This window comes from Halosegnis rubeus, from assembly GCF_009184545.1.
Classification (GTDB): domain Archaea; phylum Halobacteriota; class Halobacteria; order Halobacteriales; family Haloarculaceae; genus Halosegnis; species Halosegnis rubeus.
The window spans coordinates 230,128-256,632 of sequence record NZ_QJOW01000001.1 but is presented as its reverse complement, the minus strand read 5'-3'; the positions used below and the strand labels follow the sequence as shown (position 1 = coordinate 256,632).

Annotated in this window: 30 protein-coding genes; 17 read left to right on the top strand and 13 right to left on the bottom strand. The window is 66.3% G+C overall.

Translation table 11 applies throughout. The features are described 5' to 3' along the window. Positions 1 to 114: 114 nt before the first annotated feature. The 5 genes from DMP03_RS01390 to DMP03_RS01370 all read left to right on the top strand — a co-directional run bounded on the left by DMP03_RS01390 (position 115) and on the right by DMP03_RS01370 (position 4,292). Positions 115 to 882 carry an SDR family NAD(P)-dependent oxidoreductase gene (locus tag DMP03_RS01390; protein ID WP_152118947.1) on the top strand — a complete coding sequence of 256 codons (768 nt, stop codon included), beginning with the start codon at positions 115 to 117 and terminating at the stop codon, positions 880 to 882. Positions 883 to 1,088: 206 nt separating this feature from the next. Next, the gene (gene ftsZ, locus DMP03_RS01385; RefSeq protein WP_152118946.1) at positions 1,089 to 2,315 is read left to right on the top strand and encodes a cell division protein FtsZ; all 1,227 of its coding nucleotides are present in this window, start codon (positions 1,089 to 1,091) and stop codon (positions 2,313 to 2,315) included. A 68-nt stretch (positions 2,316 to 2,383) separates the two neighbouring features. Beyond that, complete coding sequence (locus DMP03_RS01380; protein WP_075937091.1) at positions 2,384 to 2,560, top strand: protein translocase SEC61 complex subunit gamma; 177 nt, start codon at positions 2,384 to 2,386, stop codon at positions 2,558 to 2,560. Beyond that, positions 2,560 to 2,997 carry a transcription elongation factor Spt5 gene (locus DMP03_RS01375; RefSeq protein WP_075937092.1) on the top strand — a complete coding sequence of 146 codons (438 nt, stop codon included), beginning with the start codon at positions 2,560 to 2,562 and terminating at the stop codon, positions 2,995 to 2,997. The genes DMP03_RS01380 and DMP03_RS01375 overlap by 1 nt, the downstream gene beginning before the upstream one ends. A gap of 203 nt (positions 2,998 to 3,200) precedes the next feature. Beyond that, positions 3,201 to 4,292 carry a hypothetical protein gene (locus DMP03_RS01370; RefSeq protein ID WP_152118945.1) on the top strand — a complete coding sequence of 364 codons (1,092 nt, stop codon included), beginning with the start codon at positions 3,201 to 3,203 and terminating at the stop codon, positions 4,290 to 4,292. Positions 4,293 to 4,569: 277 nt separating this feature from the next. Here the strand turns inward: DMP03_RS01370 and DMP03_RS01365 are convergent, their stop codons facing one another. Beyond that, entirely contained in the window at positions 4,570 to 4,902 is a 333-nt protein-coding gene (locus DMP03_RS01365; protein WP_152118944.1) for a DUF5789 family protein, read from the bottom strand. 284 nt (positions 4,903 to 5,186) lie between these two features. On the opposite strand from DMP03_RS01365, the gene DMP03_RS01360 reads away from it, so the two are divergent. Then, positions 5,187 to 6,371: an MFS transporter gene (locus DMP03_RS01360; RefSeq protein ID WP_235908442.1), complete on the top strand. Its 1,185-nt coding sequence runs from the start codon at positions 5,187 to 5,189 to the stop codon at positions 6,369 to 6,371. Between the two features lie 9 nt (positions 6,372 to 6,380). Here DMP03_RS01360 and DMP03_RS01355 read toward each other — a convergent pair whose 3' ends face one another. After that, on the bottom strand, positions 6,381 to 6,692 hold the full coding sequence (locus tag DMP03_RS01355) for a DUF7565 family protein (protein ID WP_152118943.1): 312 nt from the start codon (positions 6,690 to 6,692) through the stop codon (positions 6,381 to 6,383). A gap of 87 nt (positions 6,693 to 6,779) precedes the next feature. Here DMP03_RS01355 and DMP03_RS01350 point away from each other — a divergent pair, with 87 nt between their 5' ends. After that, positions 6,780 to 7,529 carry a PHP-associated domain-containing protein gene (locus DMP03_RS01350; protein WP_152118942.1) on the top strand — a complete coding sequence of 250 codons (750 nt, stop codon included), beginning with the start codon at positions 6,780 to 6,782 and terminating at the stop codon, positions 7,527 to 7,529. On the opposite strand, the gene DMP03_RS01345 is transcribed toward DMP03_RS01350, so the two are convergent. Beyond that, the gene (locus DMP03_RS01345; RefSeq protein WP_152118941.1) at positions 7,523 to 8,035 is read right to left on the bottom strand and encodes a metal-dependent hydrolase; all 513 of its coding nucleotides are present in this window, start codon (positions 8,033 to 8,035) and stop codon (positions 7,523 to 7,525) included. The two genes, DMP03_RS01350 and DMP03_RS01345, sit on opposite strands and share 7 nt — an antisense overlap. Before the next feature lie 461 nt (positions 8,036 to 8,496). On the opposite strand from DMP03_RS01345, the gene DMP03_RS01340 reads away from it, so the two are divergent. Both DMP03_RS01340 and DMP03_RS01335 read left to right on the top strand, forming a co-directional pair. Next, the gene (locus DMP03_RS01340; RefSeq protein WP_152118940.1) at positions 8,497 to 9,555 is read left to right on the top strand and encodes a CNNM domain-containing protein; all 1,059 of its coding nucleotides are present in this window, start codon (positions 8,497 to 8,499) and stop codon (positions 9,553 to 9,555) included. Next, on the top strand, positions 9,552 to 10,439 hold the full coding sequence (locus DMP03_RS01335; protein ID WP_152118939.1) for an alpha/beta fold hydrolase: 888 nt from the start codon (positions 9,552 to 9,554) through the stop codon (positions 10,437 to 10,439). Before DMP03_RS01340 ends, DMP03_RS01335 begins: the two co-directional genes overlap by 4 nt. Here the strand turns inward: DMP03_RS01335 and DMP03_RS01330 are convergent. After that, on the bottom strand, positions 10,431 to 11,216 hold the full coding sequence (locus DMP03_RS01330) for a hypothetical protein (RefSeq protein ID WP_152118938.1): 786 nt from the start codon (positions 11,214 to 11,216) through the stop codon (positions 10,431 to 10,433). The two genes, DMP03_RS01335 and DMP03_RS01330, sit on opposite strands and share 9 nt — an antisense overlap. 73 nt (positions 11,217 to 11,289) lie before the next feature. Between DMP03_RS01330 and DMP03_RS01325 the strand changes: the two genes are divergently transcribed. Next, positions 11,290 to 12,090 (top strand): N-acyl homoserine lactonase family protein, encoded by an 801-nt coding sequence (locus DMP03_RS01325; RefSeq protein ID WP_152118937.1) that lies wholly within the window; start codon positions 11,290 to 11,292, stop codon positions 12,088 to 12,090. 33 nt (positions 12,091 to 12,123) lie between these two features. On the opposite strand, the gene DMP03_RS01320 is transcribed toward DMP03_RS01325, so the two are convergent. Continuing rightward, positions 12,124 to 13,041: an ABC transporter permease gene (locus DMP03_RS01320; protein WP_152118936.1), complete on the bottom strand. Its 918-nt coding sequence runs from the start codon at positions 13,039 to 13,041 to the stop codon at positions 12,124 to 12,126. 91 nt (positions 13,042 to 13,132) lie between these two features. On the opposite strand from DMP03_RS01320, the gene DMP03_RS01315 reads away from it, so the two are divergent. The 3 genes from DMP03_RS01315 to DMP03_RS01305 are packed head-to-tail and all read left to right on the top strand — an operon-like array spanning position 13,133 to position 16,549. After that, positions 13,133 to 14,347 carry an ABC transporter permease gene (locus tag DMP03_RS01315; protein ID WP_172967039.1) on the top strand — a complete coding sequence of 405 codons (1,215 nt, stop codon included), beginning with the start codon at positions 13,133 to 13,135 and terminating at the stop codon, positions 14,345 to 14,347. Continuing rightward, positions 14,344 to 15,336: an ABC transporter ATP-binding protein gene (locus DMP03_RS01310; RefSeq protein WP_152118934.1), complete on the top strand. Its 993-nt coding sequence runs from the start codon at positions 14,344 to 14,346 to the stop codon at positions 15,334 to 15,336. Before DMP03_RS01315 ends, DMP03_RS01310 begins: the two co-directional genes overlap by 4 nt. Beyond that, positions 15,329 to 16,549 carry an ABC transporter ATP-binding protein gene (locus tag DMP03_RS01305; protein WP_152118933.1) on the top strand — a complete coding sequence of 407 codons (1,221 nt, stop codon included), beginning with the start codon at positions 15,329 to 15,331 and terminating at the stop codon, positions 16,547 to 16,549. Before DMP03_RS01310 ends, DMP03_RS01305 begins: the two co-directional genes overlap by 8 nt. Here DMP03_RS01305 and DMP03_RS01300 read toward each other — a convergent pair. The 5 genes from DMP03_RS01300 to DMP03_RS01280 all read right to left on the bottom strand — a co-directional run bounded on the left by DMP03_RS01300 (position 16,539) and on the right by DMP03_RS01280 (position 22,068). Then, complete coding sequence (locus DMP03_RS01300) at positions 16,539 to 16,895, bottom strand: hypothetical protein (protein WP_152118932.1); 357 nt, start codon at positions 16,893 to 16,895, stop codon at positions 16,539 to 16,541. The two genes, DMP03_RS01305 and DMP03_RS01300, sit on opposite strands and share 11 nt — an antisense overlap. Positions 16,896 to 17,290: 395 nt before the next feature. After that, on the bottom strand, positions 17,291 to 19,045 hold the full coding sequence (arcS, locus tag DMP03_RS01295; RefSeq protein ID WP_152118931.1) for an archaeosine synthase subunit alpha: 1,755 nt from the start codon (positions 19,043 to 19,045) through the stop codon (positions 17,291 to 17,293). A 33-nt stretch (positions 19,046 to 19,078) separates the two neighbouring features. Further along, complete coding sequence (gene tgtA / locus DMP03_RS01290) at positions 19,079 to 20,557, bottom strand: tRNA guanosine(15) transglycosylase TgtA (protein ID WP_152118930.1); 1,479 nt, start codon at positions 20,555 to 20,557, stop codon at positions 19,079 to 19,081. Between the two features lie 39 nt (positions 20,558 to 20,596). Continuing rightward, positions 20,597 to 20,929: a hypothetical protein gene (locus tag DMP03_RS01285; RefSeq protein WP_152118929.1), complete on the bottom strand. Its 333-nt coding sequence runs from the start codon at positions 20,927 to 20,929 to the stop codon at positions 20,597 to 20,599. 38 nt (positions 20,930 to 20,967) lie between these two features. Next, positions 20,968 to 22,068: a pyridoxal phosphate-dependent aminotransferase gene (locus DMP03_RS01280; RefSeq protein WP_152118928.1), complete on the bottom strand. Its 1,101-nt coding sequence runs from the start codon at positions 22,066 to 22,068 to the stop codon at positions 20,968 to 20,970. Between the two features lie 80 nt (positions 22,069 to 22,148). Between DMP03_RS01280 and DMP03_RS01275 the strand changes: the two genes are divergently transcribed. Genes DMP03_RS01275 through DMP03_RS01265 form a run of 3 tightly spaced genes read left to right on the top strand, consistent with a single transcriptional unit; the run spans position 22,149 to position 23,425 of the window. Then, the gene (locus tag DMP03_RS01275; RefSeq protein WP_152118927.1) at positions 22,149 to 22,505 is read left to right on the top strand and encodes a nuclear transport factor 2 family protein; all 357 of its coding nucleotides are present in this window, start codon (positions 22,149 to 22,151) and stop codon (positions 22,503 to 22,505) included. 30 nt (positions 22,506 to 22,535) lie between these two features. After that, the gene (locus DMP03_RS01270) at positions 22,536 to 23,060 is read left to right on the top strand and encodes a CinA family protein (protein ID WP_152118926.1); all 525 of its coding nucleotides are present in this window, start codon (positions 22,536 to 22,538) and stop codon (positions 23,058 to 23,060) included. Beyond that, on the top strand, positions 23,057 to 23,425 hold the full coding sequence (locus DMP03_RS01265) for a VanZ family protein (RefSeq protein WP_152118925.1): 369 nt from the start codon (positions 23,057 to 23,059) through the stop codon (positions 23,423 to 23,425). The genes DMP03_RS01270 and DMP03_RS01265 overlap by 4 nt, the downstream gene beginning before the upstream one ends. Here DMP03_RS01265 and DMP03_RS01260 read toward each other — a convergent pair. Continuing rightward, positions 23,397 to 23,909 carry a CoxG family protein gene (locus DMP03_RS01260; protein WP_152118924.1) on the bottom strand — a complete coding sequence of 171 codons (513 nt, stop codon included), beginning with the start codon at positions 23,907 to 23,909 and terminating at the stop codon, positions 23,397 to 23,399. The genes DMP03_RS01265 and DMP03_RS01260 overlap by 29 nt on opposite strands. 87 nt (positions 23,910 to 23,996) lie before the next feature. Here DMP03_RS01260 and DMP03_RS01255 point away from each other — a divergent pair, with 87 nt between their 5' ends. After that, a complete protein-coding gene (locus tag DMP03_RS01255; RefSeq protein ID WP_152118923.1) occupies positions 23,997 to 25,073 on the top strand; it encodes an archaeosine biosynthesis radical SAM protein RaSEA in 1,077 nt (358 codons plus the stop codon). On the opposite strand, the gene DMP03_RS14110 is transcribed toward DMP03_RS01255, so the two are convergent. Next, positions 25,063 to 25,239, bottom strand: coding sequence for a hypothetical protein (locus DMP03_RS14110; RefSeq protein WP_172967038.1), 177 nt, complete (start codon positions 25,237 to 25,239; stop codon positions 25,063 to 25,065). The genes DMP03_RS01255 and DMP03_RS14110 overlap by 11 nt on opposite strands. Then, on the bottom strand, positions 25,236 to 26,426 hold the full coding sequence (locus DMP03_RS01250) for a threonine synthase (protein WP_152118922.1): 1,191 nt from the start codon (positions 26,424 to 26,426) through the stop codon (positions 25,236 to 25,238). Before DMP03_RS01250 ends, DMP03_RS14110 begins: the two co-directional genes overlap by 4 nt. Positions 26,427 to 26,505: the final 79 nt, after the last annotated feature.

Genomic DNA, 26,505 nt, shown 5'->3' with positions numbered 1-26,505 from the left:
GCGCCGGCTCATGGTCGAATATTCTGAGCCGGACACTTAGCCCTAACGCGCTCGTGTCAGCCGATGGCACGCCAAACAGCAATCAGTTATATGCCAGCCCACACACGAGACGGTATGCGATTCAATGACACGACGGTGTTCGTCACCGGCGGCGGGAGCGGAATCGGGCGAGAGAGTGCACGGCGGTTCGCCCGCGAGGGAGCGACGGTCGTCGCAGCCGACATCGACGCCGACGGGGCCGCAGAGACGGTCGAGCAGATTGCCGAGTCGGACGTGGCCGGCACGGCCGAGTCGGTCGAACTCGACGTGACCGACGCCGAGGCGGTCCAAGACGCAGTCGACGCGACCGTCGAAGCCCACGGGCTCGACGTGATGGTGAACAACGCCGGCATCTCGCACACGAGCGGGCCGATGGAGGAGGTGTCGCTGACGGACCGCGACCGCGTCTTCGGCGTGAACGCGATGGGCGTCTGGAACGGCTGTCGCGCCGCGATTCCGCATCTGAAGGAACAGGGGTCGGGCAATATCGTCAACACGGCGTCGCTGGCCGGCGTCATCGGCCAGCCGTGGTCGAGCGCGTACGCGTTCACGAAAGGCGGCGTCGCGAAGTTTACGCGCTCCATCGCGGGCGAACTCGGACGCTACGGCGTCAGGGCCAACGCCGTCTGCCCCGGCTTCACCGACACCCCGATGGTGCAGGGTGGACTGGAAGACCACGAAGATCCCGAGGCGGCCCGCGACTCGCTTGAGTCGCAGTACGCGCTCAAGCGCATCGGCGAGCCTGAAGAGATCGCCGGCGCAATCGCCTTCCTCGCCAGCGACGACGCCTCGTTCGTGACGGGCCACGAGCTGGTGGTCGACGGCGGCTACTCCGCGCTGTAGGGTCTACTCGGCGATAATCGGAGTTCCTTTTTCTCCCACGACCGTCATCGGCAAGTCGCCACTGTGAGGCGGGATAACGAGTTTTATATCGCGTCATTTGATTTATCACTGCGATTCGGCTGACTTGCGTCCTCACGGCAAAATCCCGGTCTCTGTTGCCGAAACAGGGAAAGATACAATACCTGCATGGCGCAAACGGGAGCATAATGGATTCCATCATCGACGACGCCATCGACGAAGCCGAGGAGACGGCCGACGAGGAGTCGGCCCCACCTACGGAGTCGACACCGGTCGAGACAGACGAGTCCCCGAGCGCTTCGGGGACCATGACGGACGACGAACTCGCGAGCGTCGTCAAGGACTTGGAGACGAAGATTACCGTCGTCGGCTGTGGCGGCGCGGGCGGCAACACCGTCACCCGGATGTCACATGAGGGAATCCATGGCGCGAAGCTGGTCGCCGCCAACACGGACGCACAGCATCTGGCCACGGAGGTCGAAGCGGACACGAAGATTCTGATGGGCCGCCAGCGCACGGGCGGGCGCGGTGCCGGCTCAGTTCCCCGCATCGGTGAGGAAGCAGCCCAAGAGAACATCGAGGACATCCAGGCGTCCATCGACGGTTCGGATATGGTGTTCATCACGGCCGGACTCGGCGGCGGCACCGGCACCGGGAGCGCACCGGTCGTCGCACAGGCCGCACAGGAACAGGACGCCCTCACCATCTCCATCGTGACGGTCCCGTTCACGGCAGAGGGTGAACGGCGACGCGCGAACGCCGACGCCGGGCTGGAGCGTCTGCGTGCGGTCTCGGATACGGTCATCGTCATCCCGAACGACCGACTGCTGGATTACGCGCCGAACCTCCCGCTACAGGACGCATTCAAAATCTGTGACCGCGTGCTGATGCGCTCGGTCAAGGGGATGACCGAACTGATCACGAAGCCCGGGCTGGTCAACGTGGACTTCGCTGACGTGAAGACCATCATGGAAAACGGCGGCGTCGCGATGATCGGGCTCGGTGAGTCCGACTCCGAGAACAAAGCGCAGGACTCGATTCGGTCGGCGCTCCGGTCGCCACTGCTCGACGTTGAGTTCGACGGCGCGAACTCCGCGCTCGTCAACGTCGTCGGCGGTCCGGACATGTCCATCGACGAGGCGGAGGGCGTCGTCGAGGAGATCTACGACCGCATCGACCCTGACGCCCGCATCATCTGGGGTGCCTCGGTCAACAACGAGTTCGACGGGAAGATGGAGACGATGATCGTCGTCACCGGCGTCGAGTCGCCACAGATCTACGGCAAGAGCGAGGCCGAACGCGAGCAGGCCAGCCAGCGTGACGTTGGCGCGGGCGGTCGCCACGCGGGTGACCGCTCGCCGAGCGAGTCGACGGAGCGCACCACCGACAACGACGAGACGGAGTTCATCAACTAAGTATTCGTCTCGATTCGGGTGACGACGGATACCAACAGGTATAGAAAGCCAGCCGCGGAACGACCTCTATGGACGTACCTTTCGACCTGAACAGCTACGTGCGGGTGCTGAAGCTGGCGAGCACCCCGTCGTGGGAAGAGTTCTCCCGCGTCGCACTCATCGCCGGTGCCGGCGTCGCGCTCGTCGGCCTGCTCGGGTTCGTCATCTTCCTCCTGATGTCGTTCGTGCCGGGGGCTGGTCTCTGATGGGGATTTTCGCCGTCAAGACCACGGCCTCACAGGAGCGGACCGTCGCGGACATGATCATGAGCAAGGAAGAGGAGTCGATTCACGCCGCGCTCGCGCCCGACTCGCTCACTTCCTACGTCATGGTCGAGGCCGACGACAGTTCCGTCTTCGAGCGCATCCTCGACGAGATTCCCCACTCCCGCGGCGTCGTCCCCGGCGAGTCCGGCATCGCGGAGGTCGAGCACTTCCTCTCTCCGAAGCCGGACGTGGAGGGAATCGCAGAAAGCGACATCGTCGAACTCGTCGCCGGCCCGTTCAAGGGCGAGAAGGCGCAGGTCCAGCGCATCGACGAGGGAAAAGACCAGGTCACCGTCGAGCTGTACGAGGCGACCGTCCCAATTCCGGTGACGGTTCGTGGCGACCAGATTCGCGTCCTCGACTCCGAAGAGCGATAGAGGTTCTCTGACTCGTTCGCTGTGTTCTGTCTCTTCGTCTCGCCAGCGTGGCGTAGATCGCTCGGTGAACGCTGTTGAACTCTGCGGACACCCAGAGTGAGGAGCCAGTTCGACAGAGACAGCCAGTCACTCCATAAGCACAGTGTGAGATCTCTTCGATAGTTCCCTCAAGGATTTTCCATCGTGAACGGAATACGGCTGGTATGAGCGACAGTGATAAAAGTCGCCCGAGCGACACGATGCGGGAGCGCGTGCCGGAGAACAGTCGGAAGTTCTGGCTACTATTGAACGCGAACCGGTGGCTGGTCGCTGCCGGGATCTCGGGGGGCGTGTTCCTCGCGCTCGCCATCATCGGGCACCTCCACCCGACCGAGACGCCGGCGCTGTTCAGCCAGGGAGACCCGATCGAGACGCTGTTTCAGGGGCTGCTGACGTCTATTATCACGGGCGTCACGCTCGTGCTCGCGCTCAGTCAACTTGTACTCTCTCAGGAACTGGGGCCGGTCGGAGATCAGCGCGAACGCATGGAGGGCGCGATGGCGTTCCGGAAGGACGTTGAGGACGTTATCGAGGAACCCGTCAGCCCCGCCCAGCCCTCGGTGTTCCTCCGGTCGCTCGTGAAACTCACGAAGCGACGCGCCAAAGCCGTCTCGGACGCCATTCAGGATATTGACGACGAGGCCCTTAACGACCAAGTGGCCGCGTTCACAGAGAACGTGAAGGGGAACGCGGACGCCGTCGAGAACGGCCTCAAGGACGCCCAGTTCGGGGAGTTCGACGTGGTATTCTCCGCGCTGAACTACAACTACTCGTGGAAGTTGTACGCGGCGCGCCGAATCCGCGCGGAGAACGAGGACGTTCTCACCGAGGACGCCCGCGCGGCGTTCGACGAACTCATCGACGCGCTCGAGCTGTTCGGACCGGCGCGCGAGCACTTCAAGACGCTGTACTTCCAGTGGGCGCTCATCGACCTTTCCCGGACGATGCTGTACGCGTCCGTACCCGCACTCCTCACGGCGGTCGCAGGCGTCGTCTACCTCGAACCGGCGCTGTTCCCAGGGACCGTGTTCGGCGTGCGCCCGCTCGTCGTGGTGGTGAGCGCGGGCGTTGCCGTCTCCCTGCTGCCGTTCGCGTTCTTGTTGTCCTACATTCTTCGCATCGTCACCGTGACGAAGCGCACGCTCTCCATCGGGCCGTTCATCCTCCGGGAGACCGACCGATCCCGTGACCTCAACTGGGGGGAAACCGAAGCGAAGAGCGGGGAGAACGCGGGCGTCGGCAACAAGGGTGAGTAAAGCGAACGTCGGCCATTCGCTCAGCCTATCGGACGTTCTCGTAGCCGGGATAGCGTCCATCACACTGCAAACTTATCGTCAGAGATTATACAGAATCAAGGAGAATACTGGTGGCTTTAGCCACCAGATGAATCCGACATTTTAACTGACAATTGGCTGGGCTACGCATTGTGCGTGGAGAGCTGGCGGTTGACTCGGTGTTCGCCACGGTTCATAGCCGAAATCAAAAGGTAAGCCGACCACGTCGACAGTCGGTAACCAATCAGGTAACTCGAAGCTATCGGCCTATGAGTTCCAGTATCTGTCTGCGAACGTCCTCAGCTGAATTATAGGTTTGATCATCTGTTGAAGAGAGTACGTCCTCCAGGGGTTTCTTATCGTCCTGAGTTTCAAGTTCATACTCACCATAGGCCGCAACCAACTCATTTGTCGTGGTTGGATAGTCGTGCGACTTGAGCGCTTCATCAAGCTCACCAAGACGCACGCTTTCGTCATCAAACAGCGGTCTCTTTTCATCACCTCGGGCTTTAGCCTCCTCTAATTCTCGCTCACGCTGGCGATTCTCTTCACGATCCGCGTGCTCCTCTCGGCCCTGTCTATCATCTGCCATATACAGCAGTAGAATATCCAGACGGATATAATCCTCGGCGGTTGGTTCGCACGTTTATCGAACGGGTATTTCAATCACCTCAAACATCCCGCCCGACACCGGCAGCACCGCCCAGGAGCCTCCCCAGCCGATGCCACCGCTCACTCCGTTCGCGTTCGTCTCTCGTACGATACGTGGCGCGCACGACACGCACCAAGCCGCACACCACCGCACGACGGAAGAACGAATCGGGCTGAAATTCGGGCGACCACGACGTTCATATCGCCGGCGGGCGACCACCGACCGTGACCACTCGCCGCGCGTACGGGCTGACGCTGCTCGCTGCCCTGACGTACACGTCGCTGATGTTCTGTTGGTTCACGCTCCCGGCGTATCTTCCGACGATTCGACAGGAGCTCGCGCTGACCGGAACGCAGGCCGGGCTGGTCGCCGGCGCGGTCCCGCTCGTCTACATTCCCCTCGCACTCGTCTCCGGGCTGGTCGTGGACAGAGTCGGCGCGGGGCGGAGTCTCTCCGTCGGGCTGGCTATCGTCGCCGTCGCACAGATGGCCCGGAGCGTGGCGGGCGGGTTCCCGTCGCTGTTGGCCGCGACGCTTCTGCTCGGTGTCGGGGCGACGGCCATCACCTTCGGCCTCCCGAAGCTCGTTTCGACGCTGTTCCCGGCCGGCGAGACGGGCGCGGCCTCGTCGCTGTATCTGCTGTGCGCCTCGGCCGGGACCGCGGGCGCGTTCTCCGTCGGGCGACCGATACTCGGGCCCGCACTCGGTGGGTGGCGACCGCTGTTCCTCGCGAGCGGGGCCGTCGCGCTCGGATACGCCTTCGTGTGGGTGCTCGTCGCGCGGACGGCCGTTCCCGAAGCCGAGACGGACAGCGGTTTCGAGCTAGCGTCGCTCACCGCCGACCTCCGGGCGATTCTCTCGAATCCGGCGCTCCAGCTCGTCGTCGTGCTCGGCGTCGTCTATCTCTCCGTGCTCCACGGGCTACAGGGGTGGCTGCCGACGATACTCGAGTCCCGCGGGATGGCGAGCGGGACGGCCGGCCAGACCGCCACGCTGCTCGTCGTCGCGAACGCCGCCGGCATCCTGACGATACCGGTGCTCGCGGACCGCTACGACGCGCGCCGGGTAGCTGTTGTCTGTTGTGGCGCTGCCGTGGCGGTCGGCGTGGCGACCATCGCACGGACCGGCGTGGGCGTGGCGCTGCTCGCCGGTATCGTCTGTACGGGACTCGGCGTCGGTGGACTCTCGCCGTTGGTGCGGGCGATTCCACCCGAACTCGACGGCATCGGGCCGCGGCTGACGGGGGTGGCGGTCGGGTTCGTCTTCGCCGGCGGCGAGGTCGGGGGTTTCGGCGGTCCGGTCGTCATCGGCGCGCTCTACGACGCGACGGGTACCTACGCGACCGGATTGGGACTGTTGTGTCTCGGCGGGCTCGCGGCTGTCGCGGCGGGGACTCGACTTGACGTGTGACGGTGAAAATCAGGTGTGTGACTCTGCCGGTGGGCTGTCGGTGTCGAGTCGCGACAACACCTCGTCCATGTCGGCGCGAGATTCGACGGCCTCGATGACGGACTCGCGTTGACGGATGTCCTTCGGCTCGGCGTCGTAGGCTCGCATGAAGTCCGTCCGGGTGTGTTCCTCGAAGGTGTGTTTGATCGCGAAGTAGCCGTCCGGGAGCACCGTAGCACACACCGGACACTGGACGCGCTCGTGGTCTCTCGCCTGGTGGACGATGAGGTCCTCGACGCGCTCGGTTTCCGTGTCACAGCCGGCGATTGCACACGACCACATACCACAACGTGTCCACGCATCGGGTATATACGTTCGGGATGCGTCGCCGACGGAAACCGCTAAGCCGTCCTCGCCACAGTATCGGATGTGTTCCGGGTCGACCCCCACGTGAAGATTCTCGACGAACACGTCGTTCGCCGGGCGAAACAGCGCGGACTGGACGCCATCGTCTACGCCCCCCACTTCGTCCGCCTCGACGAGATTCGCGCCCGCGCTCGCCGCTTTGCCGACGATGACCTCGCCGTTGTTCCCGGTCGCGAGGTGTTCACCGGCAACTGGCGCACGCGCAAACACGTCCTCATGCTCGGGCTTTCGGACCCGGTGCCCGACTTCATAACCCTCGAGGGTGCGATGGCCGAACTCGACCGACAGGACGGCGTCGGGCTCGTCCCCCACCCGGAGTTTGCGACCGTCAGTCTCGGTCCCGAGGAGATTCGCCAGTACCGCGACACCCTCCACGCGGCCGAGGTGTACAACCCCAAACACCGGGAGTACCAGAACGAGCGCGCCCAGCACATTGCTCGCGAGACCGAGCTTCCCGGCTTCGGCTCCTCGTACGCCCACCTCCACGGCACCGTGGGCGAGGTGTGGACGGAGTTCGAAGGAGGTCTCGACGGCCCCGAATCGGTCGTCGAAGCGTTCCGCAACGAGGAGCCGCGCCGCGTCTTCCACCGCGACGGCTACGGTCACGCGCTCCGTCGCCACCTCGAATACGCCCACCTCGGCTACGAGAACACGTGGAAGAAAATCGACCGCCTATTCTTGTCGGGGACGGAGCCGACCCACCCGAAGAACGTCGCCTACGGCGGCCGGTTCGACGACGTGAGCGTCTACTGAAGCACGTTCGTCGCGTTCTCGACGGTGTACGGCAGCGACTCGATTGCCGTGTCGAGGACTCCCGGCACGACGTGGACGAAGACGGCGATAATCGCGAGTTCGATAATCGTCACGACGACCGTCGCCGCGTCGGCGTACTTCGAGGAGGTCGTCACGCCGGTCGGGAAGCCGTACTCCGTGCTCGACAGCGGGTAAAAGAGCGCGATGCCCCGGCGCGACCCCACGATGTCGAGGACGTAGTGGGTAACGACACCAATCCAGACGTACTGGAGGTTTCCGAAGTAGATTGGATACGCCGCGACCACGAGGAGCAGCGGGATGTTGTGCAGCGTCTTCCGGTGTTTCCCGAACGCGGTGTCCACGTCGGGGAGGAGTGCACCCAGCGTCACCGGAACGAGCGTCGCGGCGATGGTCCGGAACGTCTCCACGTCGCCCGCGGGTTCGAGGATGTAGCCGAGCCCGATGGCGAGGAGGATGCCGTTCAGGACGTGGCCCTTCTTGTTCATATCCGGTCGTCGGCGGGAGGGGTAACAAGCCTACTTGTCTGAATTTGGCTCTCTTGTTGTGACCAGCTTGAAATCCCCGGGCGTGTCGCGGTCTCCCCGTGACATATCGGTCGCTCACTGCGTTCGCTCCCGATAGTGGTCACGGAGCCGACCGAACACGCGCGACACGCCCGTCTCTGCAAGACGCTGCGCGTCTTGCTGACCCTGAAGTCTGCCATGGCAGACTTCAGGACCCCTTTCAGTCCCACCCAAACCGCCCACACGCCTCCCCAGCCGATTCGCTCCTTTCAGTCGCTCATCCACTGTCAGAGCACGCGCTGACAAGCCGTCGCTCGGTGCCCTCGCGACGACCTCGCGCTGACTCGCGCGCACGAGGCGCGCTCGGACCACGCCACCGCATCTGTTTGTTTTCGGGGGGCCATCGCCCGGCTTTAGTCCACCCCCGGATGTAGGTGACACAAATGGTCTCGCTCGAAACAGGGTTGCGACTACTGGGCGGTATCACCCTGATTCTCGGAAACGGTTTCTTCGTCGCCATCGAGTTCGGGCTGACCCGGACCCGCCAGTACTCGAAAGCCGAGTTCGACAAGCCGGGGCTTCGGCGCGCGTGGGAGATGACCGACGACCTCGAAATCTACCTGACGAGCTGTCAGGTCGGCATTACGGCCACGAGTATCGCGCTCGGTATCGTCGCAGAGCCGGCCGTCGCCGCGCTCGTCGAGCCGGCAATTCAGGGGACGACACTCGCCACCTACGGGCTGGGAACCGCCTTCGCCTTCCTGGTCATCAACCTCGTCCACCTCACGCACGGCGAGCAGACCCCGACGTATCTGGGCGTCGAGCGCACGAAGTTCGTCTGTCGCTACGGCGCGACCCCGCTGTACTACTTCACGAAACTGGTCAGCCCGTTCATCGCGGTCGGCGACACGGTCGCGAAGTGGACCCTCGGACTGTTCGGCATCGAGATGACGGGCGCGTGGCGCGAGACCGAAGAAGACGCAATCGAGTCGCGCGCCGACCTCCGGAACCGGCTCTCCACCACCCTCGACGAGGGCGACCTCTCGCAGGAGCGCAGAGCCGAGGTGTTGAGCGCGCTTACCGCCGGCGAGACGCCCGTCTCTTCGGTGATGGTGCCCCGGGAGGACATCGTCGCGCTCTGCGTCGGCGAGCGCAACCGGAACCTCGACACGCTCTCGACGGGCCGATTCACCCGCTACCCGCTCGTCGACGGCGACCTCGAAGCGTTCGAAGGCGTCGTCTACGTGCCTTCGGTCGTGGACCACCTCGACGCCCTCGAGTCGGGCGAGACCGACTTCACGGCCATCGCGACAGAGCCGCTCGTCTTCTCGCCCGACACCTCCGTCACTGACGCATACGACCAGTTCCAGACTCAACACCAGGAGCTCGCGCTCGTGATGGGCGACGGCGAGGTGGTGGGGCTACTTACGGCGACGGACGCACTCGAAACTGTGATGGGGGAAATCGAGGACCCGTACGATATCGAGGCGAGCGACCGATGACACGGCCGGACCCCGGTCCAGCAGAGCAGTGGGCCGCCGATGAAGGATTCGAGGTGGACTTCGCGGACTGTTCGGTCGGTCCCATCCACTACGTCGCCGCGGGTCCTGAAACCGCGCCGCTCGTGCTCTTGCTCCACGGCTTCCCCGACTTCTGGTACACGTGGCGCGACCACATCGCCCCGCTCGCCGCGGAGTACCGCGTCGTCGCGCCCGACCTCCGGGGGTACAATCGGTCGGCGCGCCCGCGCGGCGTTTCCTCGTACCGACTCGACCGCCTCCGGACCGACGTGTACGAACTCATCCAGCAGCTCGGCTACGGGACGGCGAGCGTCGTCGGTCACGACTGGGGTGGCTCGCTCGCGCTCTCGTTTGCCCGCCACCACCCCGCACACGTCGACAGATTGGTCGTCGCGAACACGCTCGACCCCGAACGGCTCGCCGCACAGCTTCGCGGTCGGCAGCTCCTCCGATCGTGGTACTCCGGGTTCTTCCAACTGCCGTGGCTCCCCGAGCGCGTCCTCGGCGCGCGCGACTACCGCGCACTGTGTGACCTGTTCCGTGACCTCTCCGGCCACGACGAGACGGACATCGAGCGGTATCTCGGCGCGTGGCGGCGCAAAGGGAGACTCACGGCGAGCGTCAACTACTACCGCGCGCTCGGTCGCCAGACGCTCAAACATCCTCTCGGCTCTCCGGCCCGCGTCGTCGTCCCGACGAAGCTGCTGTGGGGCACCGACGACGTTGCTCTGCGACCGTCGGTGCTCGACCGCCTCGCGCGCGGCATCGACGACCCGACCGTCGAGCGCTACGAGGGCGCGAGCCACTGGGTCCACGCCGACGAACCGGACCGATTCCGCGAGGATGTGCGGGCGTTCCTACCGTAGCGCGTCCGCGATACCCTCGGGGTCGTCGATGCCCCCCGTATCGCAGGTGAGCGCCGGTCGCCAGCCACGACGCTCGATGCGGAGACTGTCGCCCGTGTGGCGCACGCGCGTAATCTCACTCCGGTCGAGGATGCGGTAGGCGGTCGTGTTCCCGAAGACGAGTCCCTCGTCGGTGAGCCAGTAGTCGCGTTCGTTCTCGGCTTGGGCCCACGCGACGACGGGATAGCCGAGCAGCGAGATGTGGAAGAAGTCCCCCGTTACCGCGGCGAGCGCGACTAGCGCGACGGCCATCGCGACGGTCACACCGTACCACGCCCGCCGTCGCCGGCGGTCGGGGCGTGCACGCCACTCGGTCGGCTCAACGCCGTCAAGTCGGGCGCGCGCCTCGGCGTTCGTCGCCAACAGCGCGACGACGCCACCCGCGGCCGCGAGCAGTAATCCACCGAACAAGAGCGCGAGGAGTGACGCCGGCGGAATGGGTCCGATTTCGGTGAGCAACAGTCCGAGACTCGCGAGCACGACGCCGACTGCCATCGGCAGCAGTCGAATCCGGCCCGCGTACAGCGGACGCGGGGTCAGCGGGCGCGCAACGCCACGGAGTCCGAGCGCGGTGCCGGCGAGCGCGAGCAGCCCGGAACCGCCGAAGATAACTGCCATCGCGACCGCGTCGCCAGTTGGATTTCGCGTGAGGAACGTGGCGAGTGCGACCGCTCCGACGAGGACAGTCAGATACACCGCCCACGCGAGTCGATACGTCGGGCCGTCGCCGGTGTCCATACGGCGTGGGAGGAGGGCGGAGAGAAAACGCTACCGCCCCGACACTTTTGCTCGCGCCCCCCGCCGGAACGGTATGGCTCCGACAGTCCACCTCATCGACCGCGGCACGATGGAGATCGACGTGAACTATCCGCTCGAGGGCGCGGTGACGGCGACGGCCTCGAACCCGAACCCCGACGCCGTCCGCGCCGACGGTCCCGTGTTCAACCTCGTCATCGAAACCGACGAGCAGACCCTGCTGTGGGACACCGGCTCACACCCCGAGGCGGGCGACGGCCACTGGCCGCCCGCGCTCTACGACGAGTTCACACACCACGACGCGGACGAACACCCCCTGCCCGACGCGCTCGCCGAGGCTGGCTTCGAGCTCGCGGATATCGACGCCGTCGTCCAGTCGCACCTGCATCTCGACCACGCGGGCGGGCTCCACAACTTCGCCGGCACGGACGTGCCCGTCTACGTCCACGACGCGGAGCTGAAACACGCCTACTTCGAGGCAGTGACCAGCGACACGTCCGCGTACGTGCGCGGCGACTTCGACCACGACCTCGCGTGGGAGCCGCTGTACGGCGACGGCGGCTACCTCGCCGACGGCGTCGACTGGGTGCACCTCCCGGGCCACACGCCCGGACTCGTCGGCCTGGTCGTGGAGGGTGGTGCGGCCGACGGGCGCGACCTAATCATTGCGGGGGACTTGGCGTACTCGGCGGCCAACTACGAGGACGGCCATCCGATGGGGCGTGACTTGCTCCACTCGCGGCCCGACTGGGAGGCGAGCTGTCGGCGGGTGCGAGATATCGAAGCACGGCGGGGTGCACTCGTCGTCTACGGCCACGACCCGGGGCAGGTGGCAGCGCTTCCGGACCTGTTGTGAGCAGTCCGGACGACGGTCGTCCGCGGCTCCCGACTACTGAGTGGTGACGCGGGGGTCGAGGAGACCGTAGAGTGCGTCCTTCAGGAAGTTGCCGGTGATGCCGACGACCACGACGACCATCGTCGTCCAGATGACGAGCGCCACGTCGGATTCACGAATCGCCGTCAGACTCACCTGCGCGATTCCGTCGATGCCGAGCACCAGCTCGAGGACGTAAATCTGTAACACGAGGACGCCGACGAGTTCGGTGACCGACAGCGAGATGATGGGGAGCGCGGCGTTGCGCAACACGTGGCGCGCCAGTCGCACCCCGCCGGTCCCTTTCGCTTTGAGGAAGGTGACGAACGGCTCGCCGCTGCGTTCGAGCGCGGCGGTGCGGGCAAAGCGGAGCTGTCCGGCGACGACAGACAGCGCGACGGCCCCGACCGCGATGTACTGTGGCGTGAGCAGACCGGGGTAGATGCGAATCGCGACGAGGGCGACCGCGAACGACGGCACGCCGAAGGCGACGTACGCGCCGAACCGCGAGAGCCAGTCGGGAAGCCGGTCGTGGGTGAGCGCAGCGAGGACGCCGAGCAGGACGCCGGCGAGGACGCCGACGGCCACGCCGGGCAGGACGTACGCGAGGGTGGTCTGGACCCGGCCGTCGAGCACGGCGATGACGCTCGCGTCGTAGGAGACCGACTGGCCCCACTGGAGTGTCGTCACGTCGACGAGCCACGAGACGTAGCGTTCGTGGAGGGGCACGTCCAGCCCGCGTTCGGCCCGGAACGCCGCGCGGATTTCGGCAATCCGTTCGGGGCTCGCGCCGTTGTATCTGGCCGACGCGAGGATGCCAGAGAGGTTCTTCTGTATCATCGCCGAGCCCAGCAGGAAGGCCAGTGACACCACGGCGTAGAGGGAAAACACCGCGAACCCGAACCGACGGGCGAGATAGCGGAGATAGCTCATGGGGGACACGCCACTGGAAGCTACCAGCGAGTATAACTGTCGGGGATTCGGTGTCTTTATCCGGGCGTGCCGGTACAGAACGTTCGTTCAGATGCCCTCCAAACGGCTGGACGACGCCGCGTTCGCGAACATCGACTGGGACGAAGAAGCCGGCGGTCACAGCGTTCACTGGCCGACCGTCGGCCTGCTCGCCGGACTCGTCGGACTCGCCGCGGCCGCCGTCCACAAGCTCCGTGTCGGCGGTACCCCCTTCGGCTTCATCGGCTGGGAACCGCCGCGTATCGCGTGGCTGTTACTGCTGGCCGGGCTGTTGGGACTCCGATACGGACTGTACCCGATGGTCCGCGACCGCGACCGGACCCTCCCCGCACTCAAGCGGCTGTTCTCTCGGCCCGTCGGCGCGCTGTCTGCCGGCTTCGTCGTCCTGTCGCTGCTGTTCGCGCTCGTGGGGCCCGAGTTCATCAGCTGGGACTACGCCAAACTCGCACACGCTCACCAGCCCCCGGTGTTCACGCGGCTCCGCGTCGAGGACGTGTACGCCTACAACTGCGTCGGCGAACTCGCGAACGGCTACTGTCACGGAACGTGGCAGTACCCCCTGGGGACCAACCGCTACGGCGGGAGCGTCGTTCAGCGGCTGTTCGAGGGGAACATCGTCGCCGTGAAGCTCGCCGTCTCAACGGCCATCGTGATGGGCGTCGTCGCGATGGTGGTCGGCACGGTCGCGGGCTACGCCGGCGGCCTCACGGACACGGTCCTGATGAGCTACGTCGACATCCAGCAGACGATTCCGGCACTCGTCATCTATCTCGTCGTCGCGACCCTGTTTTTAGGAAACATCGGCGGCGTCGAGGACGGGAAGCTGTTCTCGCTCGCGCTCGTCTTCGGGCTGCTCGACTGGGGGGGAATCGCGCGTGTCGTCCGGAGTGACGTGCTGACGCGCCGGTCGGCCGGCTACATCCGCGCGGCGAAGGCCGTCGGCGCGACCGACCGCCACGTGCTCCGTCGCCACGTCGTCCCGAACGCGATGCCGACGCTGGTGACGGCGCTCACCCGTCGAATTCCCCTACTCGTGCTCATCCAAATCGCGCTGGCGTATCTCGCGTTAAACTCCGCGACCGGCGGCGGCTCGCTCGGCGAGACGCTCCGCTCGTCGTTCACCGACCCGTCGGGCGCGCTCGCGTGGACCGACCTCTGGTGGCTGACCGCGATTCCAATCCTGTTCACGGTCGTGTTCGTCCTCGCGTACAGTCTGCTCGGCGACGAACTGCGTGACGTGCTCGACCCGAAGGGGGTGAGCCGGTGACGCTACTCTCGGTCGAGGACCTGTCGGTCACCTTCGACGCCGAGACCGGCACCGTCCACGCGGTCAGCGGCATCGACTTCACCATCGAGCGGGGCGAGACGGTCTGTTTAGTTGGCGAGTCCGGCTCCGGCAAGACCGTCGCCTGCGAGTCGGTCACCCAACTGCTCCCGACCCCGCCGGGGAGCATCGACGGGACAGTCACCTTCGACGGCGAGGAGCTAACGAGCAAGTCCGAGCGCGCGCTCCGGGAGTACCGCGGCGGTCGCGTCGGCCACATCTTCCAGAACCCACAGGACGCACTCGACCCCGTTTACACCGTCGGCAGTCAGGTGGTAGAGGCGATTCGGCTCCACCGCGACGACTCGAAGGCCGAAGCGAAGTCCCGGGCAATCGACCTGCTGGACCGCGTCGGCATCGGCAACGCCGACGAGCGGTTCCACGACTACCCACACCAGTTCTCCGGCGGGATGACCCAGCGGGTCGTCATCGCGATCGCGCTGGCGTGTGATCCCGACTTACTCATCGCCGACGAGCCGACGACGGCCCTCGACGTGACCATCCAAGCGCAGGTGCTCGACCTGCTCGTGGACCTGCAGGCCGAACGCGGGATGGGGATCTTGTTCGTCACTCACGACCTCGGGGTCGTCGCCGAGATTGCAGACCGCGTCGTCGTGCTGTACGCCGGGCAGGTGATGGAAAGGGGGAGTGTCGAGCAGGTGTTCACACGCCCCTCACACCCGTACACGAAGGCGTTGCTCGACTGTCTCCCCGGCCGTGGCGCGTCGGCGACCATCGACGGGTCGCTTCCCGACCCGAAGGCACCGCCGACGGGCTGTCGGTTCCACCCGCGGTGTCCACACGCCGTGCCGGCCTGCGAGCGGGGTGACTCCCCGCCGTTCGCGACCGTCGACGGCGACCACGAGGCCGCCTGCATCCTCCACGAGGACCCCTACGAACTGCCAGCGACGTTGGGTGAGACGGATGAGTGACGACCCGCTGCTCGCGGTCGAGAACCTCGAGAAGTACTACCCGATTCGGGAGGGCTTGCTCCGGCGAACGACGGGCCAAGTGAAGGCGGTCGACGGCATCAGCTTCGAGGTCGGGGAAGGCGAGACGGTCGGACTCGTGGGCGAATCCGGCTGTGGGAAGTCGACGGCCGCCGAGGCGATTCTCCGACTGGACGAGCCGACCGGCGGCACCGTCCGGTTCGACGGCGAGCCGGTAGCCGACCACGACAGCGAGGCGCGCGAGCGGTTCCGTCGGCGGACGGGCGTCGTCTTCCAGGACCCGAACACCGCTTTCGACCCCCGGATGACGGTCGCCGAGTCGGTTGCCGAGCCGCTGGAAATCCACGGCATCGACGACGCGAGCCGGCGGCGCAACATCGTCGCCGAACTGCTGGAGGGCGTCGGGCTCGGCGCGGGCGCGCTCGACCGCTACCCCGACTCCTTTTCCGGCGGGCAGAAACAGCGCATCGCGTTGGCGCGGGCGCTCGTGTTGAATCCGGACCTGCTGGTGGCCGACGAGCCGGTGTCGGCCCTCGACGTGAGCGTGCAGGCGGACATCCTCCAGCTGCTAGGGGAGCTCTCGGCGGGGTTGGGGCTCTCCGTGCTTTTCATCAGCCACGACCTCGGCGTCGTGCGCGAGGTGTGTGACCGCGTCGTCGTCATGTATCTGGGCGAGGTGGTGGAGAACGCGCCCGTCGAAGAGCTGTTCGAGAACCCACAGCACCCGTACACGAAGGCGCTGCTCGGGTCGATTCCCGACCCCGACCCGACGGCAGCAAGCGAGCGCGCCGACCTCACCGGCGACGTGCCCGACCCCGCTGACCCGCCGTCCGGCTGTTCGTTCCACCCGCGGTGTCCGGCGGTCGTCTCGACCGAGGGGTACGAGTTCGAAGAGGGCGTGTTCCGGTCGGTGCTCGACCTCCGGCTCGCCGTTGAAGAGGGTTCTGTCGACCCCGAGGCGTTCGACGGGAAGCCGGCGGTGCGGGACGCGTACGACGTGCCCGCGACCCTGACCGACGACGAGGCGGAAGCGGAACTCGACGCGGCGCTCGAGGAACTGCTCGACGGGCACGCGGCGTCGGCCGCCGACCGGCTGGCCGAGACGTTCACCACGGTGTGTGAACGCGAGAATCCGGAGCCGACGGCCGACGACGATGGACGGGTCGCGGCCTGTCACCTACACGCTACTCGGTGAAGTGGGTACGACAGCGGTCGACGATAGCACGGACCTGAACGTCGGTGTCGGCGTCGACGCTCAGGAGGACGCCCTCGGTGTCGGCGACGAGCACGTTGATGACGATCATCTCCTCGAACTCGTGGATAGTGGCACGCAGCGTGCCGGCCTCGGGGTAGATTGATTCGAGCCCCCGCGAGCCGATTGACTCGAAAATCGTGTTCTGTTGGATTGCATCGATGTCCTCCTCAGAGAGGAGTTCTTCGAGGTCGTCGTGAACGTAGTAGTTGCCGATTTCTTCCCCATCATAGGCCGCGAAGGCGTGGAGGTCGTCGCCGAGGAACGTCTGTAGGGTGGTGATTGACATCCTCCCCGCGCTGAAGCGCGAGGATTCCCACGGCACTGTACCGCTGGGTTGGGATATTTACGGTTTGTAGTCGCCATGATGGCGGCTACTGGCTGTGCCAACCAGCCGTTACTCCTATCCCGTCGTGGGATTCGGAGGTACTTCTTACTGACTGCACCCCGAGTTCCACAGCAAAAAGGGGTGCTTTCTGTGTGGAATTGGGGAATCCCGATATTGTCCGATTAGCAGGGCGGCAGGCCGCCTCGGCTACCTGGTAGTACGAATATAAATTACTTAAAATATCCGACCGGGCCGGTGGTCGTGGTTGATGTACAAGACTGTCGGATTCATCCCCGCGCTCAAGCGCGAGGCTTTCTCCTTGCTTCTTCGTAATCAGTCGGCTTGTGGATGTGGGGTTATCGCTCCTCGCAGTGACGAACCTCGACGGCCAGCCCGCGCGTCGAATCCGTCATCTCCGGGCCGGACATCTCGGCGCGGCCGACGGCGAAGGCCTTCGGTCCCTCGATAACGACCTCGTCGCCGACGCGAATCTCGTCGCGCGCGTCCACGATGCCCGGCGCAAGCACGCTCCCCTGCGGGACGAACGCGTCGATTTCGACCGTCTTCGTCGGTACGTCCGACGCGACCCACTCGCGTGCGCCGGCGAGGGTAAACGAGAGGGTACCGTACTGCGCGACGAGAGTCGCCAGCTGCTCGCCCTCCTTGTGGACCCGGAGTTTCGGGTAGCGACCGCCCGTCTCGATGTCGTTGAACAGTTCGTCGCCGGCCCCGTGGCCGATGAGGTAGTCGGCGATTGCGCGGACGGTCGCGTGTTCTCGTTCCTGCATCCGGAAGCTGTCGTAGCCGTCGAGCGCGTCCGAAAGCGCGGCCAGCGATTCGTCGGTCGTCGGGTGGTCGGTGACGGTGTACTCGAAGGAGACGCCGAGCGACGCCTCGACGCGCTCGCAGATGGGTCGGTACTCCTCAGGCACGTGCGCGATGAGGTCGGTGTAGGCGTCGCGGTTCCGCTCGAGGTACCGTTCGAGGACGGCCGCGACGAATGCGTACTCGCCTTCGGTCCAGTCCCCGGTGACGACCGAGTCGTAGTGTTGGGCGGGGTAGGTGAGTTCGAGTTCGTTCGGCACGACGCCGATTGGCGAGGTCATCGAGACGACGTGGCCCCGATACGAGATGGCGCGGGCGAACTGCTCGTGGCTCTGTGAGTCGCTGTAGGGTTTCCGGGCCGAACACGGGACGATGACGAGCGGCCGGTCGTCGAGTCGGGGGACGTATCGAGAGGTGACGCGGTCGGCGTACCGCTGGATTTCGACGCGGTTCAGGGTGTCTTCGCTGGCCGCGAGGATGTCCTGTCTGCGCAAGAGCGGGGTTCGCTCTTCCAGATAGGCGTACTCCCCGTCGAGTCGCCGAAAGAGGGCCGTCGTCCACGCTTCGTGGCGCGCCTGCCCCTCGATGTAGTCGCGGAGTCGCCCCCGGCGGATGCGCTGACGGACGCGGGACAGTTCAGCGCGCAGGGCGTACACGTTGTGCTCGGCGCAGTCGCGGTGGTCGAACTCGCCGCGCGGCTGTTGGCAGGCCGGACAGGCACACGGGAGTTCATCGAGGTCCTCGAGGAACGACTCGCCGTCGGTGTGGAGATAAAATCCCTCCGTACCGCGGGTGTAGGCGTAGTCGCTGTCGAAGAGGTCGACGCCCGCGTACGCGAGCGTGGCGACGTTTGCAGGGGTTGCGACGCCCGAGACGTACAGCCCGGTGTCGGCCGGAATCTGCGTCTTCGTCTCGAGCAGCGCGTCGACGAACCCCTCGGCGTAGCCCGAAAGGCCCGGGCCACCCGAGAGCACGTAGGCGTCGGCTCCGAAGTCGCGGGCCGTTTCCGGTGAGACGACCGCCGCGCTCGGGAAGTCTACATCGTCGTAGGCGACCTGAAACGCCTCTTTCACGCCCTCGTCCGTCCCCGCCGGGAACGCGCGGTGGGGGAGGACAGTCAGTTCGCTCTCGTCGCCCTCGGGCGTCGGCTGCTCCTCGCGCCAGAGGCTCCCGGCGTCGTGGAGCACCTCGTCCACGAGCGTGGGCGTCCGAACCGGGTCGGTGAGTCTGAGTTCACCGAGCCGGGCCGGGCCGTCCCGGTCGTGAACCTCGAAGTAGTCGGTCATACACGCGAGAGGAGACGCGTCTTTAATTCGCTTTCAGTTCGCGTCCTCCTCGGTCAGGTCGACGAGCGGAAGCTCCGGCAGCCGGGCGAGCGCGCTCTCGGGCCAGTCGAAGTGCGCGACCGTGAACGCCGTCCCGGGGTTCGCGTCGACCAGCCGTGCGATGCCGTCGGCGGCGGCCTCGTACGCCTCCCGGGAGAGCCGGTCGGGGACCTGCGCGGTGAGCGGATACGTCTTCGAGAGGTGTCGCGGGAACGGTCCGAAGGGCGGCTTGAGCCGCCAGGTCGCGTCGAAGCCGCGGTTCTTCGCTCCTTCCGAGAGCAGAATCTCCTCGCCGTCGACGGGAAGACGGTCGAGCCGTTCGTGGTGGCGCAACACCTCGGGGCGGCGCGCACTCTCGGCGGACGTGTGGAAGAAGCTGTCCTTGCGGACGGGGTCCGTCTCCTCTAGCTGGTCGACGTACTCCAGCATGGCGCGGTAGCCGTCGAGCATCGTCGGGTGCGAGCGAGCGCGCTCGTCCACCAGATCCAGCAGCGTCCCCTCACGAATCGCCTGCTTGACGCGGCGAAGTTCCGCGTAGGTGACGTGGAGATTGTGGCGCGCGAGCAGGGTCTCGCGCTCGTCGTCGGCACGCTCGCGCACGTCGCTCGGCTCGTGGCTCGTGCAGACGGGACACGAGCAGGGGAAGTAGTCCATGTCTGGCAACTGCTTCGTGCCGCGGACGGTGAGATAGCGGTCGTCGCGCGCGTACAGCGCGTAGGCTGCCGAATCGAACAGGTCACACCCCACGGCGACGGCGAGCGCGAACATCATCGGGTGGCCCGCACCGAACAGGTGGACGGGCGCATCGGCACCGAGTCCGCGCTTGGCCGCGGCGACGACATCGACCATGTCGTCGTAGCGGTAATCGTTCAACAGGGGGACGACCGCACCCACGGGGAACACGTCGAGGTCGGTCGTGTAGGCGTGAGCCGCCGCCGCTTCCCGGAGGTCGAGATGCGTCGACCCCTGAATCGGGGCGTTGACGAGCATCTCGCCCACGTCGACCCCTTCCGCGATTTCGAGAGCGGTCTCGGTTTCGGCGAGTTCCTCGGTCGCCTGTTCGCGGCTCGCGTCCGGCGGCGTCGGGATGTCGACGGGCGTCCCGATGTCGCTCCCGATGTCGTGTTGGAACTGGAGAATCTCGGGAGTGTCCACGTCGATGTCGCCGTACTCGGCGAGCTGGAAGGAGCCGGAGTCGGTCATGATGGCTCCCGAGAAATCCAGCAGGTCGTGCAGCCCCTCGTCAAGGGCGCGCTCGCGGTAGTCGTCGGAGCCGTAGAAGATGTAGCCGTTCGTGATGAGCATCTCCGCGCCGAACTCGCGTTCGAGTTCACTCGGCGCGATGGTCTGGAGATGCGGATTGATGACGGGGAGGAGTGCGGGCGTCTCGACGGTGACTCCCGCCCGCGGGACGGTGAGTTCGCCGATGCGGCCGGCGGCGTCGTAGTCCCGGACCTCGAAGCAGTCGCGCATACCGTCGTTCGGCCGGAGCCGCCGGTAAGCGTGTCGTTTCTACTTGTCCGCGACGTTGATGTGGGTCGGCTCCTCCCCCTCGTGGGACTCGTGGGTCTCTCCCTCGCCGAGCAGGCGGTCGCGGAGGTCGTCGGCCAGCGTCTGGGCGCGATTTTTCAGCGTCGACACCTCGTCGCCGAACTCGCCGACCGACCGCTCGACGTACTGGACGCGCTCGCGGGGAATCCGCCGGACGCGGACGCCGTCGTCGTCTTCGCCGGCGTGGAGCACCCAGTGGTCCTGGAAGTAGACGAGGTGTTTGTTCGGGACGGTCTCTTCTACCACTTCCGCACCGCGTTCGTACACGATGGTCGCGTCTTGGTCTTCACTCATAGCCGGTGGAAGGAGGTCGAGACGGAAGAGTTCGCTGCTCAGGCGAAATACTCGGCGAGCCGGTCGGCGGCCTCGGTGGCGCGCGGGGAGACGAGCGCGAACCGGAGCCACTCCTCGCGGGCGCTGCCGAAGGCGTCGCCGGGCATCCCCGCGACGCCCGCCTCGTCGATGAGCCGTTTGGTGTTGTCGAGCGTTCCCGGGAAGCCGTCGAACCGCGCGAGCACGTAGAAGGCACCCTGTGGCTGGATGTACTCCGCGCCGGCCGCATCGAGCGCACCACAGAAGTGCTCGATGCGGGATTCGAGCATGGCCCGCGTCTCGGCGTAGTACTCGTCGGGCGTCTCCCGGAGCGCCTTCAGCGCGGCGTGTTGGCCGGGTGCAGTGACGGCGACGTTGGTGAGCATATGCCGGGTGCGAACCGGGTCGACGAGGTGGTCGGGGAGGATGGCGTAGCCGACCCGGAGTCCCGTCGTCGCCATCGCCTTCGAGACGGAGTTGGTGACGGCGACGTTATCGGAGTCGAACGCGAGCGCGGAGTGGAATCGGCCGGAGAAGTCGAACTCCTCGTACACCTCGTCGCTGACGTACAGTGCGTCGTTCGACTCGGCGATGTCGGTCAGCTCGCGCTTGACCGACTCGCCGTACACCGCGCCGGTCGGGTTGTTCGGCGAGCAGGCGACGATGAGGGCGGTCTCCTCGCTCGCGACCGCTCGCACGTCAGCCGGGTCGAGGGTTCCGTCGGCGGCGACTGGGACGTAAGTCACGTCGGCACCCAGTAGCTCGGCGCGGTCGGCGTAGTAGGGGTACACCGGGTCCGTGAGGATGACCTCGTTGCCCGAGTGGGCCGCCAGTCCGCAGGCCATCGCGAGGTGGTTCGCCTCGCCCCCGCCGTTCGTGACGACGAGGCGCTCGACAGGTACGTCGTGGCGGTCGGCCAGCAGGTCACGGAGGTCACCGCGTCCCTCGCTGGGCGGGTACTGGTAGTCGGCGACCGGCGCGTCGGCGAACTCGCGAATCCCCTCGCGGAGTGCGGTCGGCGGCTCCCAGTCGGGATCGCCACTCACCATGTCGATGACGTCGCGGTCGGCGTCGTCGGCGTAGGCCATGACGTGGAAGAACAGTGGCCTGTCATCGTCCATGGCCGGCGTTGGCCCCCGTCGGCTTTGGCGCTTTTGTCTGCGAGCCGAACGCTTTTGCTCGCGACCGCACACCCTCGCGTATGACCGACGTTGACGCACAACGCATCCGAAACTACTACGAGCACATCGACGCCGGCGACCTCGAGTCGGTGTTCGAGCTGTTCGCCGACGACGTGACCTACCACCGACCCGGCCAACCTTCGCTCGACGGGATGGCAGAGTTCGAGCGGTTCTACCGCGAGGACCGTCCGCTCTCGGAGGGTGAACACACCGTCGAGTCGCTCACCGTCGGCGACGACACCGTCGCCGTGCGCGGGCGCTTCGAGGGGAAACAGGGCGGCGAGACGGTCGCGTTCGGCTTCGCCGACCACCACCGGTTCGACGACGACGGACTGGTGACCGAGCGGTGGACCTACACGGACACCGGCGCGGTGTAGTTTGAAGCGTCCGGCAGACGAACCCCGGGTATGCGCGAGTTCGCCGCCGAGCCACCAATCGAGGAACGCATCGCCGAGCCGCTGTGCGCGACGGACGCCACCGTCGCCACCGCCGAATCCTGTACGGGGGGACTCATCGGCTCGTATCTGACCGACGTGCCCGGCTCCTCCGACTACTTCGACCGGACGCTCGCTACCTACAGCTACGACTCGAAGATGGACCTCGTCGGGGTGTCTCGCGAGACGCTCGATGAACACGGCGCGGTCTCGGAGCCGGTCGCTCGCCAGATGGCCCGCGGTGTGCGCGACACGGCCGGCACGACGTGGGGACTTTCGACGACCGGTATCGCCGGCCCCGACGGCGGAAGCGAGGAGACGCCCGTCGGGACGGTGTTTGTCGGCGTCGCCTACCGCGGGGAGTGGGGCACGCAGGACTCCTTCGCGCGGGTTCGCCGCTACGAGTTCGACGGCACGCGGGCGGAGGTGAAAGAGCAGATCGCCCGGCAGGCGCTCGAGGACCTGCTGACCGCGGTGCAAGGGAAACGCGGCCAGTGACCCCGCGGCGTCGCTGGCTCCTCGTCGCGCTCGTCGCCGGGGTGATTCTGGTCGCGAGTCTCCTGCCTGCCGGCGGTGGACCGACACCGACGCTGCTGGGTGTCGGTCTCGACAAGTGGCAACATCTGGGCGGGTACGCCGTGCTCGCGGTCGCGCTCGGCTACGCGCTACGTGCTGGCGACCGGCCGCGAGTCGAGGGGCTGGTCCTGGCATTCACGGTGACGGTCGGCTACGGCGTCCTCATCGAGTGTCTGCAGTTACCGCTCGCGACACGTGCGTTCTCGGTCGGAGACATGCTCGCCGACGCTCTCGGTGCGGCAGTCGGCACAGCCGTCGTCAGTCGCTTTGCTCGGTTCGGCCGGTGACGTGGTCGTCGAGCTGCTCGAAGAAGCGCTGTGCGACCTCGGCGACGACGGGCTTGAGCGCGCCCGAGAAGGTCTCGACGCGGCCGGTGACGGCGGCGGTCGCGTCCCACGTCACGTCGGTCTGCTCGCCGCCGTCGGTCGCGGCGAGGCTGAGGTCGGCCGTCGTGTCGAAGGTGGAGCCGGCGGCGCTCCCGCTGGCGGTGATGGCCATCTCCGGGTAGTCGCGCCGGAGCACCTCGACATCGGTCTCGAACGACGGTGAGATGGGACCGATACCGATAGCGATGGTCGCGGTGCCCTCGTCACCAGCCTCGACGTAATCGCGGTCGACACCGAAGTCGAGTTTCTCACACCCCGGGAGCATCGCCCGGGTCACGCTGATGTCGCCGATGGAGTCCCACACGACCTCGGGGGGAGCGTCCAGCCGTCGCTCGACGGTCACGGAGACGGTCGTGGCGTCCTGGTTCGCATCCTCACTCGCCATACGTGGTCGTACGGAGCCATCGAATGTAGAGTGACAGGGCGACCGGCACCCGACACGGCTTTCAGCGACCGCCCGCTATCCGGGATAATGAGTAAGCCGAGCCCCGAGGTCTACGAGTCGAACCGGGGAATGGACGCCCACAACGCGGCGATGCGGGAGATTCGGGCGCGAAACGACCAGACGTACGACCCGACCGAGCCGACCCGCGTCTGGCTCGACGAGGACAACACTCCGAACGGCGTGAAACAGTCGCTCACCATCATTCTCAACACCGGCGGCTGTCGGTGGGCACGCGCCGGCGGCTGTACGATGTGTGGCTACGTCGCCGAGTCCGTCGACGGCGGCAGCGTCGGCCACGAGAACCTGATGACCCAGATCGACCACTGTCTCGACCACGAGAGCGAGAATGCAGACGACCCCGCGGAACTCATCAAAATCTACACCTCCGGTTCCTTCCTCGACGAGCGCGAGGTACCGGCCGAGACGCGTGCTGCCATCGGCGAAACGTTCAGCAACCGCGAGCGCATCGTCGTCGAGTCGCTGCCCGACTTCGTGGAGCGCGAGAAGCTGACCGACTTCACCGACCGAGGGCTGGAGACGGACGTCGCGGTCGGGCTCGAAACCGCGACTGACCGGGTGCGCCACGACTGCGTGAACAAGTACTTCGACTTCGCCGACTTCGAGACAGCCTGCGCCGAGGCGCGGGCCGTCGACGCCGGCATCAAGGCGTATCTCCTCCTGAAGCCGCCGTTCCTCACGGAGCGCGAGGCGGTCGCGGACATGAAGTCCTCGGTGCGTCGGTGTGCCGACGTGGAGGGGTGTCACACCGTCTCGATGAACCCGACCAACGTTCAGCGGTACACGATGGTCGAGGAGCTGTATCACGACGGCGGCTACCGACCGCCGTGGCTGTGGTCGATTTGCGAGGTGCTCGAAGCGACCGCCGACGCCGACGCCATCGTCGTCTCCGACCCCGTCGGCCACGGCTCCGACCGCGGCCCCCACAACTGCGGGGAGTGTGACGACCGGGTCCAGACGGCCATCAAAGATTTCGACCTGCGACAGGACCCCTCGGTGTTCGAGCAGGTGTCCTGTGAGTGTGAGTTGACCCACGAGACGGTGCTCGCCCGCGAGAAGAGCTTCGGCGCGCCGCTCACGAACTGAGCCGGACGGCGAGGGCAGCGACGACCCCAGCGACGATTCCTGCCGGGATTCCGACCACGAGCGACGGCCACACGTACGGGTCGAGCAGTGCCGTCGTCGCGATACCGACGACGAGAAATCCGACGACGAACGCGCCCCCGGTTGCGACGGTCCGACGACGGCTCACCGCTCGACTCCGACCCCGCCGAGCACAGTATCGAGGCTGTCGACGGTGGCGCGGGCGGTGTCGGCCGAACCGCTCGCCTCCTTCAGTCCTGTACCGGTCATGATTGCTGCGACCTCAGCGTCGGAGTCGAGTCGCCCCGATTGGACCAACTCACGCGTGCCGGCGAGCGCGACGGCACACGAGGCTTCGACGCTGATACCGGCCCGTGCGAGAGTGTCGAGGGCCGCGCGGGTCGCGTCGTCGTCGACGCTGGTGACTGTTCCGCCGGTGTCGCGAGCCGCGGTGAGCACGCGATCTCCACTCGGTGGGTCGGCGTTGGCAATCGAGTAGGCGATTGTCTCCCCGCCATCAACGGACGCGACGGTATCATCCCCGCGGGCGAACGCCTCGTCGATTGGTGCACAGGCGCTCGCCTGCACGAAGTGGAGGTCAGGAATCTGGTCGATGCGGCCGGCGGCGTGGAGTTTACGGACTGCCTTCCACGCGCCGCTGGCGTGACCCCCGCTTGAGACCGGCATGACGATGGCGTCGGGGGCCGCGTCGAGACACACCTCGACGGCCGTGGTCTTTTGACCCTCGACGCGCAGCGGTACGTCGGAGTTGAGGAAGGCGATGTCGTGTTCGCGGCCGAGTTCGAGCGAGCGCTCATACAGCCGCCCGTAATCGCCGTCCACGCGGACGACTGTCGGGTCGTACTGCGCGATGACGCCGAGTCGCGATTCGGGAATGTCGTCGGGAACGAGCACGACACACGGGAGGTCCGCGCTCGCGGCGAAGGCGGCGGTGCTCATCGCCATGTTGCCGTGTGAGACGGTGCCGACCGCGCGAACGTCGCCCGCGTAGCCGGCCTCAACGGCAGCGACGGCGAGCGCGCTCCCCCGGTCTTTGAACGACCCGGTCGGCGCGTGGCCTTCCAGCTTGAGCGACACGTCGACGCCGGCGAAGTCGGCCACGGCGTCGGAGGCGACGAGAGGTGTGTCACCGACGGCGTCGGCCACGCCGCCGGGTGAATCGACCGGCAGTAGGCCGGCATGTCGCCACATGCCCGGCGCGTCGGTTTCGGTTGGGTCGGTGACCTCGGGGAGCCACAGCGGTTCGCCACAGTCACAGCGGACGGCGGGGGCGGTTGTTGCCGCGCCACAGGCGTAACACACCCGCGTCGCGGCGCGCACGCGTTCGGCGGACATACCGGTGGAACGCGAGCCGGGAGGAAATTCTTGTCCCTGCGTTGAGAGTAGCAATCATTAACAGCTGACCGTCCGTAAG

Coding starts and splice junctions, on each gene's coding strand:
- DMP03_RS01325 (WP_152118937.1), top strand. CDS start 11,290: ATGGCTCCGACAGTCCACCTCATCGACCGCGGCACGATGGAGATCGAC.
- DMP03_RS01250 (WP_152118922.1), bottom strand. CDS start 26,426: ATGTCCGCCGAACGCGTGCGCGCCGCGACGCGGGTGTGTTACGCCTGT.
- DMP03_RS01340 (WP_152118940.1), top strand. CDS start 8,497: ATGGTCTCGCTCGAAACAGGGTTGCGACTACTGGGCGGTATCACCCTG.
- arcS (WP_152118931.1), bottom strand. CDS start 19,045: ATGACCGACTACTTCGAGGTTCACGACCGGGACGGCCCGGCCCGGCTC.
- DMP03_RS01255 (WP_152118923.1), top strand. CDS start 23,997: ATGAGTAAGCCGAGCCCCGAGGTCTACGAGTCGAACCGGGGAATGGAC.
- DMP03_RS01280 (WP_152118928.1), bottom strand. CDS start 22,068: ATGGACGATGACAGGCCACTGTTCTTCCACGTCATGGCCTACGCCGAC.
- DMP03_RS01320 (WP_152118936.1), bottom strand. CDS start 13,041: ATGAGCTATCTCCGCTATCTCGCCCGTCGGTTCGGGTTCGCGGTGTTT.
- tgtA (WP_152118930.1), bottom strand. CDS start 20,557: ATGCGCGACTGCTTCGAGGTCCGGGACTACGACGCCGCCGGCCGCATC.
- DMP03_RS01260 (WP_152118924.1), bottom strand. CDS start 23,909: ATGGCGAGTGAGGATGCGAACCAGGACGCCACGACCGTCTCCGTGACC.
- DMP03_RS01275 (WP_152118927.1), top strand. CDS start 22,149: ATGACCGACGTTGACGCACAACGCATCCGAAACTACTACGAGCACATC.
- DMP03_RS01285 (WP_152118929.1), bottom strand. CDS start 20,929: ATGAGTGAAGACCAAGACGCGACCATCGTGTACGAACGCGGTGCGGAA.
- DMP03_RS01345 (WP_152118941.1), bottom strand. CDS start 8,035: ATGAACAAGAAGGGCCACGTCCTGAACGGCATCCTCCTCGCCATCGGG.
- DMP03_RS01370 (WP_152118945.1), top strand. CDS start 3,201: ATGAGCGACAGTGATAAAAGTCGCCCGAGCGACACGATGCGGGAGCGC.
- DMP03_RS01330 (WP_152118938.1), bottom strand. CDS start 11,216: ATGGACACCGGCGACGGCCCGACGTATCGACTCGCGTGGGCGGTGTAT.
- DMP03_RS01380 (WP_075937091.1), top strand. CDS start 2,384: ATGGACGTACCTTTCGACCTGAACAGCTACGTGCGGGTGCTGAAGCTG.
- DMP03_RS01390 (WP_152118947.1), top strand. CDS start 115: ATGCGATTCAATGACACGACGGTGTTCGTCACCGGCGGCGGGAGCGGA.
- DMP03_RS01300 (WP_152118932.1), bottom strand. CDS start 16,895: ATGTCAATCACCACCCTACAGACGTTCCTCGGCGACGACCTCCACGCC.
- DMP03_RS01335 (WP_152118939.1), top strand. CDS start 9,552: ATGACACGGCCGGACCCCGGTCCAGCAGAGCAGTGGGCCGCCGATGAA.
- ftsZ (WP_152118946.1), top strand. CDS start 1,089: ATGGATTCCATCATCGACGACGCCATCGACGAAGCCGAGGAGACGGCC.
- DMP03_RS01305 (WP_152118933.1), top strand. CDS start 15,329: ATGAGTGACGACCCGCTGCTCGCGGTCGAGAACCTCGAGAAGTACTAC.
- DMP03_RS01375 (WP_075937092.1), top strand. CDS start 2,560: ATGGGGATTTTCGCCGTCAAGACCACGGCCTCACAGGAGCGGACCGTC.
- DMP03_RS01355 (WP_152118943.1), bottom strand. CDS start 6,692: ATGTGGTCGTGTGCAATCGCCGGCTGTGACACGGAAACCGAGCGCGTC.
- DMP03_RS01365 (WP_152118944.1), bottom strand. CDS start 4,902: ATGGCAGATGATAGACAGGGCCGAGAGGAGCACGCGGATCGTGAAGAG.
- DMP03_RS01315 (WP_172967039.1), top strand. CDS start 13,133: ATGCCCTCCAAACGGCTGGACGACGCCGCGTTCGCGAACATCGACTGG.
- DMP03_RS01270 (WP_152118926.1), top strand. CDS start 22,536: ATGCGCGAGTTCGCCGCCGAGCCACCAATCGAGGAACGCATCGCCGAG.